Genomic DNA, 18,315 nt, shown 5'->3' with positions numbered 1-18,315 from the left:
GATGCAATGATCGATGCTGTAGCCCATGACGTTGAGCTGGACGCCAGTGGCCTGAATTGTCCGCTGCCGTTGCTCAAGGCCAAGATGGAACTCAATCGGATGGCCAGTGGCGCGATACTCAAGGTCATTGCCACCGATGCGGGTTCGCAGCGCGACTTTCGCACCTTCGCCCGATTGGCCGGTCATACGCTGCTTCGTGAAGAAGACGAAGCAGGCGTTTACCGCTACTGGTTGAAAAAAGCCTGAAACCTGCGGCATTTGTTCTTAAGGATTATTGATGTTCAAAGTGTTACGCGACTGGATTCAGCGCTATTTCTCCGATGAAGAAGCGGTGGTGTTGGCGGTCCTGCTGTTTCTGGCGTTCACCGCGGTCCTCACGCTGGGTGGCATGCTGGCGCCGGTACTGGCGGGGATGGTGCTGGCGTACCTGATGCAAGGGCTGGTGGTGGCGCTTGAACGGATGCGCGTGCCCGGCTGGGTGGCGGTGGGGCTGGTGTTTGCCTTATTCATGGGGTTGCTGCTGGTATTCATCGTGGTGGTCGTGCCGCTGCTGTGGCACCAACTGATCACGCTGTTCAATGAGTTGCCGGGGATGCTCGCCAAGTGGCAATCGCTGTTGTTGCTGCTGCCCGAGCGCTATCCGCATCTGGTGTCCGACGAGCAGGTACTGCGGGCCATCGAAGTGGCGCGGGGCGAGATCGGCAAGTTCGGTCAATGGGCACTGACATTCTCGCTGTCGAGTCTGCCGCTGTTGGTCAACATCATGATCTACCTCGTCCTTGTGCCGATCCTGGTGTTCTTCTTCCTCAAGGACCGGGCCATGATCGGCCAGTGGGTGCGTGGCTACTTGCCGCGCGAACGGGCTTTGATTACCCGGGTCGCCCATGACATGAACCGGCAAATCGCCAACTACATTCGCGGCAAGGTCATCGAGATATTCATTTGCGGCGGCGTGACCTACATCGCCTTCGTCGTCCTGGAACTCAACTACGCGGCACTGCTGGCATTGCTGGTGGGGATTTCGGTGGTAGTGCCGTATGTCGGCGCGGTTGTGGTGACGGTGCCGGTGTTTCTGATTGCGCTGTTTCAGTGGGGCTGGAGTGATCAGTTCATCTATTTGATGGCGGTGTACGGAATCATTCAGACGCTGGATGGCAACGTACTGGTGCCGCTGCTGTTCTCCGAAGCGGTCAACCTGCACCCGGTGGCAATCATCTGTGCAGTGCTGCTGTTCGGCGGGCTGTGGGGGTTCTGGGGCGTGTTCTTTGCGATTCCCCTGGCAACGCTGTTCAAGGCTGTGCTGGATGCGTGGCCGCGTAAGGAACCAGTGGTGGCGCCGCTGCTTTAAAGGATGTTGATAAAAAAATCGCAGCTCAGGGCTGCGATTTTTTTTGAGGATCAGGCCTTGTTCAGCGCCTGAGCTGCCGCCAAAACTGCATCAACGTGCCCCGGCACTTTCACGCCGCGCCATTCCTGGCGCAAGACGCCATTCTTGTCGATCAGGAACGTGCTGCGATCAACGCCCATGTATTCCTTGCCATAAAGCTTCTTCAGCTTGATCACATCGAACAGCTGGCAAAGTGCTTCTTCCTTGTCGCTGATCAGTTCGAACGTGAACGCCTGCTTGGCCTTGAAGTTCTCGTGGGACTTCAGGCTGTCGCGGGACACGCCGAACACTTCGGTGTTGGCAGCTTTGAACGCGTCCAGCTGATCGCGAAAGCCCTGCCCTTGGGTTGTGCAACCCGGCGTGCTGTCCTTCGGATAGAAGTAGATCACCACTTGCTTGCCTTTGAGGCTCGCCAGGCTGACGGTTTGCCCGCTGGTGGCGGGTGCTTCGAAGTCGGCAACCGGTTGGTCGATAGCAACGGCCATGAATAGCTTCCTTACATTGGGTTCTGTGGGCGCCACGGTTCGATCAGGGCGTCCAGGTTCAGCGCGTCGGCGAAGTCGAGGAACTGATCGCGCAGCCAGCTGATTTGCACGCCGGCCGGCAACGTCACGGTAAACGTGGCATTGAGCATGGTGCCGCCGGTCTGTGGAGCCTGATAGGTGTCGCAGGTCAGGTTTTCCAGCTCGACGTTGTGGTCCATGAAGAACTGGCACAGTTCATTAATGATGTCCGAACGGTAAGCCGAGCTGACATAAGCCACGTAAGGCAGGGCCTGGGGACGATTCTCCAGTGCCGCGCTGCGCACCACGTTAACGGTAAACGCATGACGCTTGGCCAGCACCGGCAGGCTGCCTTCCAGGCGCGCCAGGGCGTCCCAGCTGCCGGAGATTTCCAGGACCAACGCACTGCACTCGCCATGACGGGTCAGGCGGGAGGTGACGACGGCGCAGCGGTTTTCATGGCTGGCTCGGCACAGGACGTTGGTCAGCTCCATGGGGTTGGCGCCGAGGGCACTGATGACAAGGAATTGTTCGCGAACTGTGGGGGTGGACATGCAGCATTCCTAAAGCGATGAGCGGTCGGTACTTCTATTGGCTGGTTCTGCCGGGAGTGAGCCTGCGAATGCGAATTCAGAAAGCCCCGGGCGCAGGTTGCAACGTGCTCCAGTATGGCAGGAGCGGGGGGTAGCAACGCTGGGGTGGGGCTCGTGATGCCGAAATTGGAGGCTTAAACCCGGTGTACGAGCTTGTCAGTATCGATCAAAGTCTGAAGGGTAGCGAAAAGCGACGCCAAGGGGAATGGCGGCAGCGCAGTACTTCGCTTGTACAAGCATCTTGGCGCCAGTACCATTACGGCTCTCTTTTTCCGGCAGGAGCGGTTTCATGATTGCGGGCAGTATGGTGGCACTGGTCACTCCCATGGATGCACAAGGGCGTCTTGACTGGGACAGCCTCAGCAAACTCGTGGACTTCCATCTCAAGAACGGTACCCATGCCATTGTCGCGGTCGGAACGACCGGCGAGTCGGCAACCCTTGATGTAGAAGAACACATCGCCGTCATCAAAGCCGTGGTCAAACAGGTTGCCGGGCGTATCCCGGTGATTGCCGGTACCGGCGCCAACTCGACTCGCGAAGCTGTCGAACTGACCCGTAACGCCAAAGAGGCCGGCGCCGACGCCTGCCTGCTGGTCGTGCCGTATTACAACAAGCCGACCCAGGAAGGCCTGTACCAGCACTTCAAGCACATTGCCGAAGCCGTCGACATCCCTCAGATCCTCTATAACGTTCCTGGCCGCACCTCCTGCGACATGCAGGCCGAGACCGTTATCCGTCTGTCCACCGTGCCGAACATCATCGGCATCAAGGAAGCGACCGGTGACCTGAAACGCGCGCAAGCCATCCTCGATGGCGTGAGCAAGGACTTCATCCTCCTTTCCGGCGATGATCCGACTGCCGTCGAACTGATCCTGCTGGGCGGCAAGGGCAACATCTCGGTCACCGCCAACGTCGCCCCGCGCGAAATGGCCGACCTGTGCGAAGCCGCACTCAAGGGCGACGCCGCGACCGCCCGTGCAATCAACGAAAAACTGATGCCTCTGCACAAAGACCTGTTCATCGAAGCCAACCCGATTCCGGTGAAGTGGGCTTTGGTTGAAATGGGCTTGATGCAAGAAGGCATTCGCCTGCCGCTGACCTGGCTGAGCGCACCTTGTCATGAAACGCTTCGCACGGCCCTGCGCCAGTGCAGCGTCCTGGTTTAATTGAGGAAGTACAACGCATGAAGCGAATGGCCGGACTTTCCGCACTTGCCTTGATTATCTCCAGCACCAGTGGCTGCGGATGGGTCTGGGGCCCGGAAGGTTATTTCCGTGACCGTGGTAGTGATTACCTGGAAGCGCAACAGACTGCACCGATGCAACTGCCACCCGACATCAGCACCGCCAAACGTCTGGATCCGCTGTTGCCGATCCCGCGTAACGTCGCGGATGACACCGCCAAGGGCGAGTACGTTGTGCCTCGTCCGCAGCCGTTGTCGGCCGCTGCCGATGCCAGCGCCTACTCCCTGCAAAAGAGCGGCGATACTCGCTCGATCCTGGCGCAGAACCCTCCGGCCGAAGTCTGGCCTGTGGCCGTGCAGTTCTTCCAGGACAACGGTTACCGCCTGGATGAACAGCGCCCGCAAACCGGCGAGTTCACCACCACCTGGCAGCATTCCGACGAACTGTCCGCAGCCATGGCCAAGCGCCTGAGCGCGGCCGGTGTGAGCACCGACAGCGAAACCCGCGTCCGGGTCCGCATCGAGCCTGGCGTGCAGCGCAACACCAGTGAAGTCTACGTGGTCAGCGCCGAGCGTCCTGCCGGCAGCACTGCCGATGTCGCCTTCACCAACCGTTCGGTCAACACTGGCCTGGACGCAGCACTGGTCGACGACATGCTCGCGAGCATGAGCCGTATCTCCGAGAAGGGCGGTTCGGTTTCCATGCTGGCTTCCCGTGATTTCGACGCACCGAGCCGTGTCAGCCTGAGCGAAGACGGCAGCGGCAACCCTGTGCTGAACGTCGGTACCGATCTGGATCGTGCCTGGTCGAGCGTCGGTCGTGCGATGGAACAGGGCGAATGGCGCGTGGAAGACATCAACCGCAGCCTGGGCCTGTACTACATCAACCTGGCCGAAAAAGCTGAGAAGAAAGACGACAAGCCAGGCTTCTTCAGCAGCCTGTTCGGCAGCGCGCCGAACAAGGAAGAAGTTGAAGCCCGTGCCGAGCGTTATCAGGTTCGCCTGAGCAAGGTGGGTGAAAACGTTCAGGTCACCGTCGAGAAAAACATCAACACCGTGGCGCCTGCTGACGTGGCGCGTAAAGTGTTGAGCGTGATTCAGGACAATCTGGGCTGATCACATGCGTTTTGCCGTTCTCGGCAGCGGTAGCCAAGGGAACGGCACGCTGATAGCCAGCGCTGATACGTACGTGCTGGTGGATTGTGGTTTTTCCCTGCGGGAAACCGAAAAACGCCTGCTGCGTCTGGGTGTGAACCCTGCGCAGCTGAGCGCGATACTCGTAACCCACGAACATGCCGACCACGTGCATGGCGTGGGTTTGCTGTCTAGGCGCTACAATCTGCCTGTCTACCTCAGTCGCGGGACCCTGCGCGGGATGCGCAAACCGATTGAACCCGCGGGCCTTCTGGCTGGCGGCGAGCAACTGCAAATCGGTGACTTGAGCATTGGTGTCATTGCCGTGGCCCACGATGCGCAGGAACCGACGCAATACGTTTTCAGTGATGGTGAGCGGCGCTTCGGCCTGTTGACCGACCTGGGCTCATATTGCGACAAGGTGCTGGACGGCTATCGGGACCTCGATGCGTTGATGATCGAGGCCAACCATTGCCGTGACATGCTGGCTCGCGGTCACTACCCGTATTTTCTCAAGCAGCGGGTAGGCGGTGAATTGGGACATTTGAACAACCACCAGGCGGCATTCCTGGTGTCCGAGTTGGGCTGGCAAGGCCTGCAACACCTGGTCCTGGCCCATCTGAGCAGCAAGAACAACCTGCCGCAGCTGGCCCGGCAATGTTTTGTCGACACCCTCGGGTGCGACCCGGACTGGCTGCAATTGGCCGATCAAGATTCAGGGCTCGACTGGCGACACATCGCCTAGCCCATCTACTTAGCAAGCGGAGCCCATCATGGAAAAACGTGAAGAACTCTACCGCGGCAAAGCCAAGTCGGTTTACAAGACCGACGACGCTAACCGCTTGATCCTGCTGTTTCGCAACGACACTTCGGCGTTCGACGGCAAGCGCATCGAGCAGCTCGACCGCAAAGGCATGGTGAACAACAAGTTCAACGCCTTCATCATGCAGAAACTCGAAGCTGCCGGCGTACCGACACAGTTCGACAAGTTGCTGGGCGACAATGAGTGCCTGGTGAAGAAGCTGGACATGATCCCGGTTGAATGCGTCGTGCGTAACTACGCCGCCGGCAGCCTGGTCAAGCGTCTGGGTGTTGAAGAGGGCATGAAGCTCAACCCATACACCTTCGAACTGTTCCTCAAAGACGACGCCAAGGGCGACCCGTTCATCAACGAATCCCACGTTGTGGCTTTTGGTTGGGGCACCGCCGAGCAACTGGCTCGCATGAAAGAACTGTCGCTCAAGGTCAACGAAGTCCTGAGCAAGCTGTTTGACGACGCCGGCCTGCTGCTGGTCGACTTCAAACTGGAATTCGGCGTATTCCATGACGGCTCCATCGTCCTGGGTGACGAATTCAGCCCGGACGGCTGCCGTCTGTGGGACAAGGCCACCAAGAAAAAAATGGACAAGGACCGCTTCCGTCAGGGCCTCGGTGACGTCATCGAAGCCTACGAAGAAGTCGCCAATCGTCTGGGCGTACCGCTTTAACCGACGCAAGCATCTGATAGCACAGAAATATTTCGCTCAGGGGGTTCGCTTCCGGCAAAAGTGTTGTTATGATGCGCGCCGTTGGAGAGATGCCAGAGTGGCCGAATGGGACGGATTCGAAATCCGTTGTACCTTCACCGGTACCTAGGGTTCGAATCCCTATCTCTCCGCCATTACATAGAAAAAGCCCCGTAGCTGAAAAGTTACGGGGCTTTTTTGTTTGTGCGGTTTTTCTATCGATGGATGAGTGTCGGACAGAGCAGCATCCCGATGTAAGAAAAATATGCCGATTTTCAAGAAAAATTACCGACCCCTGTCGCTGAATTTACCGACCCCTTAATCCATTGGTCGCCCCCGCGGTTCAAGGTTTTCTCCCGAAATATTCTCTGACACCCCGACGCTTCGCTACCAAAAAACCTCATCTACTCTGGCATTCACGGGTCAGCGACCTGTTGTAATCAGTCATCGCAAGGAGCGAACAATGTATTTTGAGATTTACAGGCAAACCCGCGGCTCGATCCTGACTGGGAAAGGCCAGTGGAGGTGGCGTTTGCGGGCGGGGAATCATGAAACGATTGCCAGCGGCGAGGCGTACGTCAACAAGGCCGATTGCGTGCATGCGATCAGTTTGATCAAGGGCACGTGCGACGTGACTCCGGTCAAGGAGATCTAAGCCAGTCGGTTAAACCGATCAGTCAGCCACTTTGTTCCAGTCGGGCAGTTAATTTGCAGAGTGTTGCGGCTATTCGCTCGTGTTGCATAGACGCCGATTGGGACATCTCCCTAAACTGTCGACAGTTTTTGGGCGCGGGGCAATGGATGAATCGCAACGAACTACGCAAGGCCGACATCAACCTGATGGTGGTGTTTGAAGCATTGATGCTTGAGCGCAATGTCACGAAGGTGGCGAACAAGCTGTTTCTCGGTCAGCCGACCATCAGCTCGGCGCTCAACCGTTTGCGTACGATGTTCGACGATCCGCTGTTCATTCGCGTCGGCCATCGCATGGAGCCGACCGCACGGGCCGAAGAGATCTTTCGCTACTTGTCGCCGGCACTGGACTCGTTGTCGGTGGCATTGAGCCTGACCCACGATTTCGACCCGAGCAACAGCGCCATGACTTTTCGCATCGGCATGTCGGACGATGTCGAGTACGGGCTGCTGCCACCCCTGCTGCGCGCGCTGCGCCAGGAAGCGCCGAAAGTGGTATTCGTGGTGCAGAACGTCGATTACTGGCGGATTCCCGATTTGCTGGCGTCTGGCGATATAACGGTCGGTATCAGTCAGACACGTGGGCTACCGGCCAATGCCAAGCGCAAATTGCTGCGGCACATCCACCCCAGTGTGTTGCGGGCCGATGCGTCCGATACGCCGTTGACCCTCGATGAGTATTGCTCGCGCCCGCATGTGCTGGTGTCCCACATCGCCAACGTCAGTGGTTTCGCTGATGAGTGGTTGGCGCAGATTGGTCGTTCGCGTCAGGTGGTGCTCTCGGTGCCGCAGTACAGTTCGCTGCCGGCATTGCTTGCCGGGACAGATCTGATTGCCAGCCTGCCTGACTACACCGCCGAAGCCATGGCGGCTTCCGGTCAGCTGTTCAAAGAACCATTTCCCTTCAATACCCCGACCCTTGAGCTATCGATGGTTTGGCTCAGCCATGCCGACAGCGATCCTGCGGAGCGTTGGTTGCGCTCACGAATTGAAGCGTTCATGGGGGAGCGCAATCTGATGTCATTGCCGTAATGACCCGGGTAGCGCTGTGTTATATGTACGAACTTTCCACCCACCTACAGGAGTTACGCCATGCCTCATCTGCACTTGGAATACACCGCGAACCTGACTGATCTGAACGCCGATGTGGCGTTGATGCGGCTGAACAACACGCTGGTGGGTTCCGGGCAGTTCGGTGCCGAGTTCGACATCAAGAGCCGCGCGGTGAAAGTTGAAACGTTCAAGATCGGGACGGCGATGGCTGAGCGGGGTTTCGTGCATGTGAAGCTGGCGGTGTTGAGCGGTCGCTCGCCGCAGATCAAGCAGCAATTGTCGGAAAGCCTGCTGACGGTGGTGAAGGAGTTGTGTGAATGGCCGGCAGGCGTTGAAGTCCAGTTGTGCGTGGAGATCCTCGATATCGATCGTGAGCCATACGCCAAGGCTGTCATCGGCGTCTGAGTTTCAGCTTTCCGGCTCGACACAAGCCTTGAGCACCTGCTCGCGCAACCAGGTATTGGCGCTGTCCTGATCGACATTTTGACTCCACTGCATGTCGAGGCTGAAACCTGGCAGGCCAATGGGGGCTTCACAGTGATTGAACACGGCCTCGTTGGCCAGCAACTGCTGGATGCGTCGGGGCAGGGTCAGGAGAAAGTCTGTGCCGGTGATTGTCTTCAGTGCCGCGCTGTAGCTGTTGGCCCGGGCAATAACCTGCCGTTGCCGGGCCTGCTTGGCCAGCCAGCCGTCGATCATATTGCTGCTGGATGTCCACGGTGTCGGGAACACATGCTGGCGCTCGATGAAGCTTTGCAGGCTCAAACGCGGCTCCGGCGGGGTGGCGCGTTTATCGAAGACGCAGACGAGATCATCTTCCAGCAGCGTTTGCGCGTTGAGGTCGCCGTGGCTTCGATGGAAGTTCGGCCCGAAACCTATCACCAGGTCAAGGCTGCCGTCACGCAATGCGTCAGCCGGGATGTCTGTTTCCAGTTTGTGCATATTGACCATGACCGGCAACCGGTCAAAAGCAAAGCTCTTCAACAAGCGCGGCAGGACCAATTGCTCGAAGTATTCGGGTGCGCAAATGTTGAAGGTCGCCGGCTGCAAGGTCGGATCGAAGGTGGAGGCTGCGGTGTGACACAGGTTGATGCTTTCGAGGATATTCAGCATATGGGGGTACATGGTGCCGGCTTTGAGCGTGGGGCGCATGCCGGCGCGGGTGTTGATGAAGAGTTCGTCCTCGAAGCCGGTACGCAGCTTTTTCAGGCAGTAACTTACGGTGGACTGGCTGACGCTCAGTGCCTCGGACACACCGGTGACGCTGTTCTGTTCATACACGGCGACAAACACCATGAGGTCCTGCATATCCAGTTTTCTAAGTAAATTGCTGTTCAGCATCCATTCCGTCCCGCGGTACCCATTGCGCTGATCATGCACAATCTTGTGTGAAAGATCCTAACGGAATGGAGACTGCTGGAGAAAGTCACTGAGCATTCAGCGCTCAGTGAATATGTCGGGCGTAGTGCCGGGGATCGAAGCGCAAGACCATCAGCAGCATCAGCAGCATGACGCCCGTCAGTGACCACCAGGCCCATTCGAAGCTGCCGAGCTGATCACGGATCACTCCGGCAATCAGTGGCGAGAGGCCGGCGATCAGGTAACCGATGCCTTGCACGAAAGCGGTAAGGCTTCCTGCACGGCGTGGCTCATCGAGATGATCCAGTGCCACGATCAGGCTCATTGGAAACAAGCCGCCAATCCCCAGACCCAGCAGACTCGGCCACAGCAGGCTTAGCTGATTCGGGCAGAGTATCAGCCCGCAAAAACCGGCCATGATCAGCACCAGCAGTGCCCCCAATACCCAGCGCCGATCGCGGCTGCGATTGGCAATGGCCGGTGTCAGCAAGCCCGATATCACTTCCATGGCGGTCAGAAAACCCAGCAGCAATCCGGCGTTCTGTTCGCTCCAGCCTTTTTCCACGTAATACGGCGCCAGCCAGGCCAAGACGCAGGTGTAGGACGCCGTGCCCAGGCCAAAGAAGATGGCGAGCAACCAGGCGCGGGAATTGTTAAAGAAGCGTTCGTTCGCTGAAGGCTTTGTAGGCTGAGCCGGCATCACTGCACGCTGGATGCACCACAACAGCAATGCGATCACCGCCAGTGTCGCCCAGATCGCCAGGCCCACTCGCCAACTGCCGGTGTGGGCCGTTACCACTGGCGCGAAAGAGGCAGCGATGGCGGCGCCGGCCATGATCGAGGTGACATAGAGGCCCATGCACAGGGCAACGTTGTCGCTGAAACGGGATTTGATCAGCGCCGGCATCAATGCCTGGATCAGTGCGATACCGATTCCTGCCAGCACCGCGCTGAGGATCAGCTCTGCCGCCGAATCGAGGAATAACCGCGATAGCGTGGCAATCCCGACAATCAGCAGCGAAAGCACCACCGTGCGGTGTTCGCCAAGGCGCTGGCTGATAGCAAGTCCGAAGAACATCGCCAATCCCATCGCCATCACCGGCAACATTGTTAGCAGTGACGCCAGGCTGAAACTCAGCGGGATGTCGAGGCGAATAGCCGATAGCAATGGTCCGACGGCAGCCATTGAAGGGCGCAGATTCAGGGCGACGAGAATGATGCTGAGCATCAACAGGTAGGCGGGGCGAGTGGTTGTGCGAACGGTTTCCATAATCGGACCTTGAGGAGCGAGGAGCCGATTAGGCGCTCGCGCGCGCAGGGCGGCAAATCAGAAAGTCGGTAGAGGTATCTGGAAATCAAATACTGTTGCGACGCCCCAAAAAACTTGTGGGTTGCATTGAACAGTCACTGAACCAGAGTTGAACCATTCTCAAATAATTTGGAAATTCGATTTCGGGCAGAAAGGCCAACTAATCGTTGGCTTCTTTTTCACAAAAAATTGATGGTCGACTACCCAGAATTAGTGTCGTCACAGTAAATGAAATTTTCACATTTACAGCAGGCATTTCTTTTCAGGAACAGCCGATCATCATGTTTAAGATTAAAGCCGTTCGCCCCGAGTGGGTGACAGTGATTGCCAGCGCTTTTCTAATAACCGGCTTTAACCTGGTTCTATGGAAACATCTTTTTGAAATCACCGCGACTGACACAGCGGGCATCCTCATGCGTCTGGCATTCGGGGCGATGATCTTCGCCGCCTTCAATATTGTGCTGACCTTGCTGGCGTTCCGGCCAGTGATGAAGCCGGTCTTGACGCTGTTGTTCATGGTCAGCGCGGGTGTCGCGTATTTCATGAGCCAGTATGGCGTATTGATCGATGCCGGAATGTTCCGCAACTTCGCCGAAACCAACGCCACGGAAGTTCGTGACTTACTGTCTTTGAAGTTGTTTTTTTATATCGTGTTGCTCGGCATATTACCTTCGTGGTTGTTGTGGAAGACCCCAGTTAATTATCGACGCTGGCATCGTGAGCTATTGAGTAAAGTGTTGGTGTGTTTGGCGTCGGCGGCGGTAATCGGTAGCGTTGCACTGATGAACTATCAAGGCTTGTCGTCCCTATTCCGTAATCACCACGAGTTGCGTCTGATGGTGGTGCCAAGCAACTACATTGGAGCTTCGTTTGGTTATTTTCGTGAACAAGTCGCGTCGGCCCGCCAGCCCTTTATCGCTGTCGGTGAAGACGCGCGGCGCAATCCGGCCTGGCAAACCCACGGTCGAAAATCCCTGACGGTATTGGTGGTGGGTGAAAGTGCCCGGGCCGAAAACTTCGGCATCCTCGGTTATGACCGCGACACGACCCCAATGCTGGATAAAGAAGCCGGCCTGATCGCGTTTACCGATGTGCATTCATGTGGCACTGAAACCGCTGTATCGGTGCCGTGCATGTTTTCCAACATGGGCCGCAAGGATTACAGCGCCAGCAAGGCGAAGAACGAAGAGGGTCTGTTGGACGTGCTCAAGCGCGCCGGTCTCGACGTGATCTGGCGCGACAACCAGTCCGGCTGCAAAGGCACATGTGATCGGGTCACGCTCGATGATGTCAGCAAACTGAAAGACCCGGCGCTGTGCGCCAACAGTGAATGCCGCGACGAGATTCTGCTGCAAGGTCTGCAGCACTTCATCGATAACCTGGATAAAGACACGGTATTGGTGTTGCACCAAATGGGCAGTCACGGTCCGGAGTATTTCAAGCGCTACCCGAAAGAGTACGAACGCTTTACCCCGGTGTGTGAAAGTAATGCGCTGAACAATTGCAGCCGAGAAAGTATCGTCAACGGCTACGACAACACCCTGGTCTACACCGACCACGTGCTGTCGACCCTGATTGATTTACTGCGCAGCAATCAGGACAAGGTCGATACCGCGATGCTTTACCTGTCGGACCATGGCGAATCCCTGGGCGAGTACAACCTGTTCCTCCACGGCACACCGTACATGCTGGCGCCGGAACAACAGAAGCACGTGGCGATGCTGGCCTGGTTCTCCGACAGTTATCAAAAGTCGTTCTCCGTAGACACCCATTGCCTGCAACTGAGCCGTGAAAAACCCCTGAGCCAGGACAACCTGTTCCATTCGATGCTGGGGTTGCTGGAGGTCAACAGCAAGGTCTACAACCAGGATCTGGATATGTTTGCCGGATGCCGATCAGCGGTGATCGATGGCGTGTTGGCCGAAAAGTGAGGGCTGCATCTCTTTTGGTCGAGTTTGCTTACATGCCCTGTAAGGCCGCTTGTGTGGGGACTTGCGGGCTATTCTTAGTGAGCGTCGGGTGTTTTCGCTAAAGCTCTTGTTCAGTGGATGCGCGGAAATCGCCGGGGGCGATATATACTGCGGGCCATTCTTCAAGGGAGAGCCGTGTGGCCATCGATATTCACTGGATTCGCGACAACGATAGCCTCGGTCAATGTTGTGCCGAGTGGCAAAAGTTGCCATTCGTTGCTCTCGACACCGAATTCATGCGGGTCGACACCTTTTATCCGATCGCAGGTTTGCTGCAGATCGGCGATGGCGAACGCGCTTACCTGATTGATCCACTGACCATCGACAACTGGCAGCCCCTGGCCGCGTTGCTGGAAAACACAGCCGTGGTCAAAGTCCTGCATGCCTGCAGTGAAGACCTCGAAGTCTTGCTGCGCCTGACCGGCAGCCTGCCGGCGCCGCTGTTCGATACGCAGCTGGCCGCCGCTTACCTGAACCTTGGTTTCTCGATGGGTTACTCGCGTCTGGTGCAGGAAGTGCTCGGCATCGATCTGCCCAAGGGCGAGACCCGTTCCGACTGGCTGCAACGCCCGCTTTCCGAGACCCAGATCAGCTACGCCGCCGAAGATGCCGTGCATCTGGCGGAAGTTTTCGTACAGCTGCGTCCGAAACTTTCCGACGACAAATATGCCTGGGTCCTGGAAGACGGCGCCGAACTGGTGGCTAATCTGCGCCGCGAGATCGACCCGTACGAGGTCTATCGCGACGCCAAACTGGCCTGGAAGCTCTCCCGCGCTCAGCTCGCGGTGCTGCGTGAACTCTGCGCCTGGCGTGAAAAAGAAGCCCGTGCCCGTGATTTGCCGCGTAATCGCATCGTCCGCGAGCATTCGCTATGGCCACTGGCGCGCACGCAGCCGGACAACCTTGGCGCGCTGGCGAAAATCGAAGACATGCATCCGCGTACCGTGCGTCAGGACGGCGAGTTTCTGCTTGATCTGATCAAGCGCTCTGGCAGTGTGTCGCCAGATCAATGGCCGCCAGCCGTGGCGGAGCCGTTGCCAGTGGACGCCGCTGCATTGCTCAAACAAATGAAAGCCATCGGCCAGGCCGAGGCGGAGCGTCTGAACATTGCGCCGGAACTGATGCTGCGCAAGAAAACCCTGGAAGCGCTGCTCAAAAGCGGCTTCCCCAATGGTCCTTACCAATTGCCTGATTCGCTGCGTGGCTGGCGCCGCGAATTGATGGGCCAGGCGCTGCTCGACAGCCTGGCCACCGCCGGAGAACAGCCTTGAAACGTATTTGCTCCATTTACCGCAGCACCAAACGCAATGAAATGTACCTCTATGTGCTCAAGAGCGATGCCCTGGAGCGCGTACCTGAAACGCTGATGGCGGCATTCGGCAAAGCCATCCACGCCTTCGACCTGGTGTTGAGCCCGGAGCGCAAGCTGTCGCGCGAGGACATCACGGTGGTGCTGGAAAACCTCGACACGCAGGGGTATCACCTGCAAATGCCGCCCGCCGAGGACGAGTACATCGAACATTTGCCCGAAGAGTTATTGCGACGCAACGACCCTATGTAATCGGCAGACAGGCTCTGTTCAGAGTCTTGATGAAACACTGGAATGATTTTGGCGATGGTCGCGAGGACGGAGCGAAGCTCTGTCGGCGACCGTCTGCACTGTTTTCGAAAGGTTTGATGCATGCGCGTTCTGATTGCTGAACACGACCACCCGGTGTACGCCCGATTGTTGCGGGAGGCCGCGCCTGATCTGGAAGTACTGACCAGTGGCGACTCCGCCGAACTGGCCCGCCAGGCAGCCGATTGCCCGATCTGGCTCGGCCAGCCCGATTTGCTGGCGACGTTGCTGCGACAGGGACACCAGCCGCAATGGCTGCAATCGACATGGGCAGGCATTACGCCGCTGCTGGTCGACGGCCTGCCACGGCACTATCGCCTGACCCGCGCAGTGGGGATTTTTGGCCAGGTCATGGCTGAGTACGTGCTCACCTACATGCTGGGGCATGAGCGCGAAGTGCTGGCGCGGTTGGTCAGCCAGGTTGAACGCAAGTGGGACAGTCGCCATTGCCAGAGCCTGGCGGGGCGCAAGGTGCTGATCGTCGGCACCGGTGACATCGGCCAGACCGTTGCGCAGTTCCTCGTGCCGTTTGGTGTTGAACTGTACGGCATCGCCAGCAGTGCCCGGGAGCAGGCGCCTTTTATCGAAGTCGGCGCAATGGCGGATTTGCCACGCCTGGTCGGCGAGGTGGATTACGTGATCAATCTGCTGCCAAATACTCCGAACACCCACGATATCTACGATGCCGCTCTGTTCAAGCAGTTCAAGTCGACTGGCTTGTTCATCAACGTCGGGCGTGGCGTGGCGGTGGTCGATGCAGATTTGGTGGAAGCGTTGAAGGAAGGCCATCTTGCGGGGGCGGTGATTGACGTCTGCCGTCAGGAGCCTCTGCCGCAGCGCCATCCGTTCTGGACTGCCTGGGGCTTGTTGTTGACGGGCCACAGTTCGGCACCGACGTCGCCGTCGTTGATGGTCAAACTGTTTGTCGAGAACCTGCGGGCGTATCAGGCGGGTGAGGCGTTGCGCGGGGAAGTGGATTTCAATCGCGGGTATTGAGTCAGGACTGAAAAAAGATCGCAGCCTGCGGCAGTTCCTGAAGGGGGGTTCACACCAGCAGGCGTTGCCGACGGCTGCGATCTTTTGCTTTTAAAGGGTGAAGTCGCCTTCAGCCGCCAACTCGCTCAATGGACGACGCGGGCTCGGCTCTTCGCGGGCCTGCAGGTACTCCGCCAGTGTGGCCTTGTCGCCCAGCTTGCCTACCGCGACAGCCGCGTGCAGGGCGTAGCCTTCAGGAATGTTCAGCTCCTTGCGGGTCAGTTCCTGATCGAAACCGGCCATGCCGTGGGTGTGCCAGCCGCTGAGGCTCGCTTGCAGCGCCAGGTGGCCCCAGGCCGAACCGGTGTCGAAGGTGTGCCACAGCGCCGGGGTTTCTTCGCTCGCACCCGGTACGGCGAAAGTGGTTTTAGAGATCACGATCACCAATGCCGAGGCGTGTTGCGCCCAGCTACGGTTGAACTCGTTCAACAGGCCCAGGTAGCGTTCCCAGTTAGGCGTGTCGCGGCGCGCATAAAGAAAGCGCCAAGGCTGCGAGTTGTATGCCGACGGTGCCCAGCGGGCCGCTTCGAAGAAGCTCAGCAGGGTTTCTTCAGGGATGGCTTCGCCGGTAAAGGCGCGGGGCGACCAGCGATCGGTGAACTGAGGGTGAATGGCGTATTCGGCAACGCGTGGGTTTGCACTCATCAAGAGATTCCTTGCTGCGTATGAAGGTGATTGGCGACGCAAAACCCTACTTGGCGGCGCAATAGCTGACAAGCGCGTTCTACCGACAGTCGCCAATGCTTGGCCCGCGGGGCTGCGGGCACTAGACTGGCGGCCTTTTCACCACCTGATGTTGACGCTCGAACCATGGCCGCCAAAGTAGAACCGTTCTGGATACGCAAGACCCTCGATCAACTCGATCAAGAGGAATGGGAATCGCTGTGCGACGGTTGTGGCCTGTGCTGCCTGCAAAAGCTTGAAGACGAGGACGACAACAGCGTCTATTACACGCGCATCGCCTGCAAACTGCTGGACTTGAAAACCTGTCAGTGCACCGATTACCCGAACCGTCGCGACTCGGTACCCGATTGCATCCAGCTGACGCCGGGCAAGGCTGACGAGTTCAAGTGGCTGCCACCTACCTGCGGTTATCGCCTGGTCAGTGAAGGCAAGGATCTGCCACTCTGGCATCACCTGGTCTGTGGTGATCGCGACGCGGTGCACCACGAGCGTATTTCCCAGTCCGGGCGCATGCTCGCCGAAGGCAGCGTGCCGGAAGATGATTGGGAAGATCACCTGATTTTCCGCGCGGGTTAAGCGCCCCGGAGTCGACGGTTTTATCAAGGCGTGAGTATGGCTGTGGGCCAAGTCTGGGCAGAAGGTCACGACGCTGCGCGGGAAGCAGGTTAATCCGGCGCAGGTGGCCAGGGCGACGGGGCTTTCAAGCGCGTCGAGCCTTGCAGGTCAGACGCCGGTTTTTGGCGACTTCAAAGAGTCATTCCCGGTCACGGTGGCGGTTTTGGTCGCCGCTTCGGCATTAGCCTTCAGCGTCTGCAACTCCTCGCCGGCACGCTGAATCTTCGCCCGGACGTTATTCATGTCCTGACGGCTTTTTTCCAGCAGGCTTTTCGCCGAGCTGTGGCCGGTGATGCCGCGGGCCAGGGCTACGCCGCCGATGGCCACCTGGATCAGGCCAAAGAAGCCGCCGCGACGCAGACCCTTGCCCACCATCACCACGCCACCGGCCAGTGAACCAAGGCGTTCCCAACCCTGAACGTTATGATCGGACGGAGTCTGGAACGGGGTGGATTCGATGCGCTCTACACGTTTGAGTTCGCTCATGATCTGTCTCTAGGCAGGAAGGGCTGCTTCAGTGATCGATAGTAAAGCTGACTGCGCGGGCATGTCGCTTGTTCCATCGGATGTGCGGCAACTCAGCGGAATTTTGGTCCCGAGCGGGTATTGAGGCCCTTGGCCATGCGGTCATAGAGCACGACGTTGACCGTGGCGGCCAGATTCATGCAGCCGGTGGTCGGGATGTAGACCACGTCTTCGCACCAGTCGCGAATTTCTTTATCCAGCGAGCCGTCTTCCGGGCCGAAGATGTACAGCGCGCGGTCCGGGTGGGTGTACTCGGGCAGCGGGCGGGCGCCTTCGACCAGTTCCACGGCGACCGGAACGCAGTTCAGTGGCAGGATTTTCTTCAGGTCGTCGATGCCGATCAGCGGGATGTCGTAGTGGACGCGCTTGGTATCGGTGACGAAATCGGCGGCGCGTTCATACCGCTTGCCGGTGTAGAACACCGACGCCACGCCATAACAGCCAGCGGCGCGCATCACCGAACCGACGTTCTCCGGTGATTTGGGGTTATACAAACCAATGCAGCTGTACCGTTTGTCTGCCACGAGCGAGGAGCCTTTGGGGAAAAAAGCGCGATTATACGGGGATTGGGGCAGGGGTGCTCAGGTTGGCGATCTATGTGTCCGGGCTATTGCTATCGCGGGCAAGCCCGCTCCCACAGAGATTTCCGTCGTTCACAAAATTTGTGTACACCCGATAACCTGCGGGAGCGGGCTTGCCCGCGATGAGGCCAGTTCAGGCTCGAAAGAATTTCAGTCTTCTTTCTTCATCAGGCCGGCCAGCGCGGCAAACGGGTTATGCGTCGCCTTGGCAATTTTCGGCGTGCTCAGCGAGCCTTCGCCGAAGTACTGCTGGTCGGTATAACGCGAGTGCTCGTTATCGTGGCAGTACAGGCACAACAACTCCCAGTTAGAGCCGTCCTGCGGGTTGTTGTCGTGGTTGTGGTCGCGGTGGTGCACGGTCAGTTCGCTCAGGCGCTTGCCGGAGAATTCACGGGCGCAGCGGCCGCACACGTGCGGGTACATTTTCAGGGCTTTGTCGCGGTAGCCCATTTCCTTGTCGCGCTGATTGTCGGCGAGGATGCGATCGAGCTTCGACGTGTTGGTTGGGGTGGACGAACTCATGGGTTCACCTTTGTAGAAAGACTAATGACGGTTATGCAGCCAGT

The 18,315-nt window shown here is 58.2% G+C and carries 22 protein-coding genes and 1 tRNA gene; 15 read left to right on the top strand and 8 right to left on the bottom strand.

What is annotated here, in order from left to right:
* Nucleotides 1–6: 6 nt before the first annotated feature.
* Nucleotides 7–246: a sulfurtransferase TusA family protein gene (locus M5G20_RS23410; protein ID WP_056856016.1), complete on the top strand. Its 240-nt coding sequence runs from the start codon at nt 7–9 to the stop codon at nt 244–246.
* A 31-nt stretch (nt 247–277) separates the two neighbouring features.
* On the top strand, nt 278–1,348 hold the full coding sequence (locus M5G20_RS23405; protein WP_150704618.1) for an AI-2E family transporter: 1,071 nt from the start codon (nt 278–280) through the stop codon (nt 1,346–1,348).
* A 50-nt stretch (nt 1,349–1,398) separates the two neighbouring features.
* Here M5G20_RS23405 and M5G20_RS23400 read toward each other — a convergent pair whose 3' ends face one another.
* On the bottom strand, nt 1,399–1,872 hold the full coding sequence (locus M5G20_RS23400; protein ID WP_008034924.1) for a peroxiredoxin: 474 nt from the start codon (nt 1,870–1,872) through the stop codon (nt 1,399–1,401).
* An 11-nt stretch (nt 1,873–1,883) separates the two neighbouring features.
* The gene (locus tag M5G20_RS23395) at nt 1,884–2,444 is read right to left on the bottom strand and encodes a glycine cleavage system protein R (protein WP_007979776.1); all 561 of its coding nucleotides are present in this window, start codon (nt 2,442–2,444) and stop codon (nt 1,884–1,886) included.
* A 328-nt stretch (nt 2,445–2,772) separates the two neighbouring features.
* On the opposite strand from M5G20_RS23395, the gene dapA reads away from it, so the two are divergent.
* The 8 genes from dapA to M5G20_RS23355 all read left to right on the top strand — a co-directional run bounded on the left by dapA (nt 2,773) and on the right by M5G20_RS23355 (nt 8,458).
* Nucleotides 2,773–3,651, top strand: a complete 879-nt coding sequence (gene dapA, locus M5G20_RS23390; protein WP_273921089.1) for a 4-hydroxy-tetrahydrodipicolinate synthase — start codon at nt 2,773–2,775, stop codon at nt 3,649–3,651.
* 17 nt (nt 3,652–3,668) lie between these two features.
* Nucleotides 3,669–4,784, top strand: coding sequence for an outer membrane protein assembly factor BamC (bamC, locus tag M5G20_RS23385; RefSeq protein ID WP_273921088.1), 1,116 nt, complete (start codon nt 3,669–3,671; stop codon nt 4,782–4,784).
* A 4-nt stretch (nt 4,785–4,788) separates the two neighbouring features.
* Complete coding sequence (locus tag M5G20_RS23380; protein ID WP_150704622.1) at nt 4,789–5,547, top strand: MBL fold metallo-hydrolase; 759 nt, start codon at nt 4,789–4,791, stop codon at nt 5,545–5,547.
* 28 nt (nt 5,548–5,575) lie between these two features.
* A complete protein-coding gene (purC, locus tag M5G20_RS23375) occupies nt 5,576–6,289 on the top strand; it encodes a phosphoribosylaminoimidazolesuccinocarboxamide synthase (protein ID WP_046816763.1) in 714 nt (237 codons plus the stop codon).
* An 83-nt stretch (nt 6,290–6,372) separates the two neighbouring features.
* Nucleotides 6,373–6,462, top strand: a tRNA-Ser gene (locus M5G20_RS23370).
* A gap of 308 nt (nt 6,463–6,770) precedes the next feature.
* Nucleotides 6,771–6,962, top strand: coding sequence for a YegP family protein (locus tag M5G20_RS23365; RefSeq protein ID WP_150732268.1), 192 nt, complete (start codon nt 6,771–6,773; stop codon nt 6,960–6,962).
* Between the two features lie 146 nt (nt 6,963–7,108).
* Nucleotides 7,109–8,032 (top strand): LysR substrate-binding domain-containing protein, encoded by a 924-nt coding sequence (locus M5G20_RS23360; RefSeq protein WP_273921087.1) that lies wholly within the window; start codon nt 7,109–7,111, stop codon nt 8,030–8,032.
* A 60-nt stretch (nt 8,033–8,092) separates the two neighbouring features.
* Entirely contained in the window at nt 8,093–8,458 is a 366-nt protein-coding gene (locus tag M5G20_RS23355) for a 5-carboxymethyl-2-hydroxymuconate Delta-isomerase (protein ID WP_273921086.1), read from the top strand.
* Nucleotides 8,459–8,461: 3 nt separating this feature from the next.
* Here the strand turns inward: M5G20_RS23355 and M5G20_RS23350 are convergent, their stop codons facing one another.
* Nucleotides 8,462–9,394: a LysR family transcriptional regulator gene (locus M5G20_RS23350; RefSeq protein ID WP_273921085.1), complete on the bottom strand. Its 933-nt coding sequence runs from the start codon at nt 9,392–9,394 to the stop codon at nt 8,462–8,464.
* 103 nt (nt 9,395–9,497) lie between these two features.
* The gene (locus tag M5G20_RS23345; RefSeq protein ID WP_273921084.1) at nt 9,498–10,682 is read right to left on the bottom strand and encodes a cyanate transporter; all 1,185 of its coding nucleotides are present in this window, start codon (nt 10,680–10,682) and stop codon (nt 9,498–9,500) included.
* Nucleotides 10,683–11,002: 320 nt separating this feature from the next.
* Between M5G20_RS23345 and M5G20_RS23340 the strand changes: the two genes are divergently transcribed.
* The 4 genes from M5G20_RS23340 to M5G20_RS23325 all read left to right on the top strand — a co-directional run bounded on the left by M5G20_RS23340 (nt 11,003) and on the right by M5G20_RS23325 (nt 15,305).
* Nucleotides 11,003–12,652: a phosphoethanolamine transferase gene (locus M5G20_RS23340; RefSeq protein ID WP_273921083.1), complete on the top strand. Its 1,650-nt coding sequence runs from the start codon at nt 11,003–11,005 to the stop codon at nt 12,650–12,652.
* 176 nt (nt 12,653–12,828) lie between these two features.
* Nucleotides 12,829–13,962: a ribonuclease D gene (rnd, locus tag M5G20_RS23335; RefSeq protein WP_273921082.1), complete on the top strand. Its 1,134-nt coding sequence runs from the start codon at nt 12,829–12,831 to the stop codon at nt 13,960–13,962.
* Entirely contained in the window at nt 13,959–14,252 is a 294-nt protein-coding gene (locus M5G20_RS23330; RefSeq protein ID WP_075947480.1) for a YcgL domain-containing protein, read from the top strand. Before rnd ends, M5G20_RS23330 begins: the two co-directional genes overlap by 4 nt.
* Nucleotides 14,253–14,372: 120 nt before the next feature.
* Nucleotides 14,373–15,305, top strand: a complete 933-nt coding sequence (locus tag M5G20_RS23325; RefSeq protein ID WP_273921081.1) for a D-2-hydroxyacid dehydrogenase — start codon at nt 14,373–14,375, stop codon at nt 15,303–15,305.
* Between the two features lie 90 nt (nt 15,306–15,395).
* Here the strand turns inward: M5G20_RS23325 and M5G20_RS23320 are convergent, their stop codons facing one another.
* A complete protein-coding gene (locus M5G20_RS23320) occupies nt 15,396–15,989 on the bottom strand; it encodes a nitroreductase family protein (RefSeq protein WP_273921080.1) in 594 nt (197 codons plus the stop codon).
* A gap of 165 nt (nt 15,990–16,154) precedes the next feature.
* On the opposite strand from M5G20_RS23320, the gene M5G20_RS23315 reads away from it, so the two are divergent.
* The gene (locus M5G20_RS23315; protein ID WP_008015986.1) at nt 16,155–16,604 is read left to right on the top strand and encodes a YcgN family cysteine cluster protein; all 450 of its coding nucleotides are present in this window, start codon (nt 16,155–16,157) and stop codon (nt 16,602–16,604) included.
* A 147-nt stretch (nt 16,605–16,751) separates the two neighbouring features.
* On the opposite strand, the gene M5G20_RS23310 is transcribed toward M5G20_RS23315, so the two are convergent.
* The 3 genes from M5G20_RS23310 to M5G20_RS23300 all read right to left on the bottom strand — a co-directional run bounded on the left by M5G20_RS23310 (nt 16,752) and on the right by M5G20_RS23300 (nt 18,271).
* Nucleotides 16,752–17,129, bottom strand: a complete 378-nt coding sequence (locus M5G20_RS23310) for a YgaP family membrane protein (RefSeq protein ID WP_150732280.1) — start codon at nt 17,127–17,129, stop codon at nt 16,752–16,754.
* 92 nt (nt 17,130–17,221) lie between these two features.
* Nucleotides 17,222–17,692 carry an RNA methyltransferase gene (locus M5G20_RS23305; protein WP_007911337.1) on the bottom strand — a complete coding sequence of 157 codons (471 nt, stop codon included), beginning with the start codon at nt 17,690–17,692 and terminating at the stop codon, nt 17,222–17,224.
* A gap of 207 nt (nt 17,693–17,899) precedes the next feature.
* Nucleotides 17,900–18,271, bottom strand: coding sequence for a YajD family HNH nuclease (locus M5G20_RS23300; RefSeq protein ID WP_007944009.1), 372 nt, complete (start codon nt 18,269–18,271; stop codon nt 17,900–17,902).
* Between the last annotated feature and the right edge of the window lie 44 nt (nt 18,272–18,315).

The sequence above is a fragment of the Pseudomonas sp. TNT2022 ID1044 genome, assembly GCF_028656895.1.
GTDB lineage: Bacteria > Pseudomonadota > Gammaproteobacteria > Pseudomonadales > Pseudomonadaceae > Aquipseudomonas > Aquipseudomonas reinekei.
Note: the sequence above shows the minus strand (reverse complement) of the source record. Positions and strands in the feature narration are given on the sequence as shown.

What these genes read in the sequence shown, in the direction of transcription:
- M5G20_RS23405 (WP_150704618.1), top strand. Translation starts at nt 278, where the DNA reads ATGTTCAAAGTGTTACGCGACTGGATTCAGCGCTATTTCTCCGATGAA.
- M5G20_RS23310 (WP_150732280.1), bottom strand. Translation starts at nt 17,129, where the DNA reads ATGAGCGAACTCAAACGTGTAGAGCGCATCGAATCCACCCCGTTCCAG.
- M5G20_RS23410 (WP_056856016.1), top strand. Translation starts at nt 7, where the DNA reads ATGATCGATGCTGTAGCCCATGACGTTGAGCTGGACGCCAGTGGCCTG.
- M5G20_RS23340 (WP_273921083.1), top strand. Translation starts at nt 11,003, where the DNA reads ATGTTTAAGATTAAAGCCGTTCGCCCCGAGTGGGTGACAGTGATTGCC.
- M5G20_RS23360 (WP_273921087.1), top strand. Translation starts at nt 7,109, where the DNA reads ATGAATCGCAACGAACTACGCAAGGCCGACATCAACCTGATGGTGGTG.
- M5G20_RS23380 (WP_150704622.1), top strand. Translation starts at nt 4,789, where the DNA reads ATGCGTTTTGCCGTTCTCGGCAGCGGTAGCCAAGGGAACGGCACGCTG.
- M5G20_RS23315 (WP_008015986.1), top strand. Translation starts at nt 16,155, where the DNA reads ATGGCCGCCAAAGTAGAACCGTTCTGGATACGCAAGACCCTCGATCAA.
- M5G20_RS23325 (WP_273921081.1), top strand. Translation starts at nt 14,373, where the DNA reads ATGCGCGTTCTGATTGCTGAACACGACCACCCGGTGTACGCCCGATTG.
- purC (WP_046816763.1), top strand. Translation starts at nt 5,576, where the DNA reads ATGGAAAAACGTGAAGAACTCTACCGCGGCAAAGCCAAGTCGGTTTAC.
- M5G20_RS23300 (WP_007944009.1), bottom strand. Translation starts at nt 18,271, where the DNA reads ATGAGTTCGTCCACCCCAACCAACACGTCGAAGCTCGATCGCATCCTC.
- M5G20_RS23395 (WP_007979776.1), bottom strand. Translation starts at nt 2,444, where the DNA reads ATGTCCACCCCCACAGTTCGCGAACAATTCCTTGTCATCAGTGCCCTC.
- M5G20_RS23345 (WP_273921084.1), bottom strand. Translation starts at nt 10,682, where the DNA reads ATGGAAACCGTTCGCACAACCACTCGCCCCGCCTACCTGTTGATGCTC.
- M5G20_RS23320 (WP_273921080.1), bottom strand. Translation starts at nt 15,989, where the DNA reads ATGAGTGCAAACCCACGCGTTGCCGAATACGCCATTCACCCTCAGTTC.
- dapA (WP_273921089.1), top strand. Translation starts at nt 2,773, where the DNA reads ATGATTGCGGGCAGTATGGTGGCACTGGTCACTCCCATGGATGCACAA.
- M5G20_RS23365 (WP_150732268.1), top strand. Translation starts at nt 6,771, where the DNA reads ATGTATTTTGAGATTTACAGGCAAACCCGCGGCTCGATCCTGACTGGG.
- M5G20_RS23400 (WP_008034924.1), bottom strand. Translation starts at nt 1,872, where the DNA reads ATGGCCGTTGCTATCGACCAACCGGTTGCCGACTTCGAAGCACCCGCC.
- M5G20_RS23355 (WP_273921086.1), top strand. Translation starts at nt 8,093, where the DNA reads ATGCCTCATCTGCACTTGGAATACACCGCGAACCTGACTGATCTGAAC.
- bamC (WP_273921088.1), top strand. Translation starts at nt 3,669, where the DNA reads ATGAAGCGAATGGCCGGACTTTCCGCACTTGCCTTGATTATCTCCAGC.
- M5G20_RS23350 (WP_273921085.1), bottom strand. Translation starts at nt 9,394, where the DNA reads ATGCTGAACAGCAATTTACTTAGAAAACTGGATATGCAGGACCTCATG.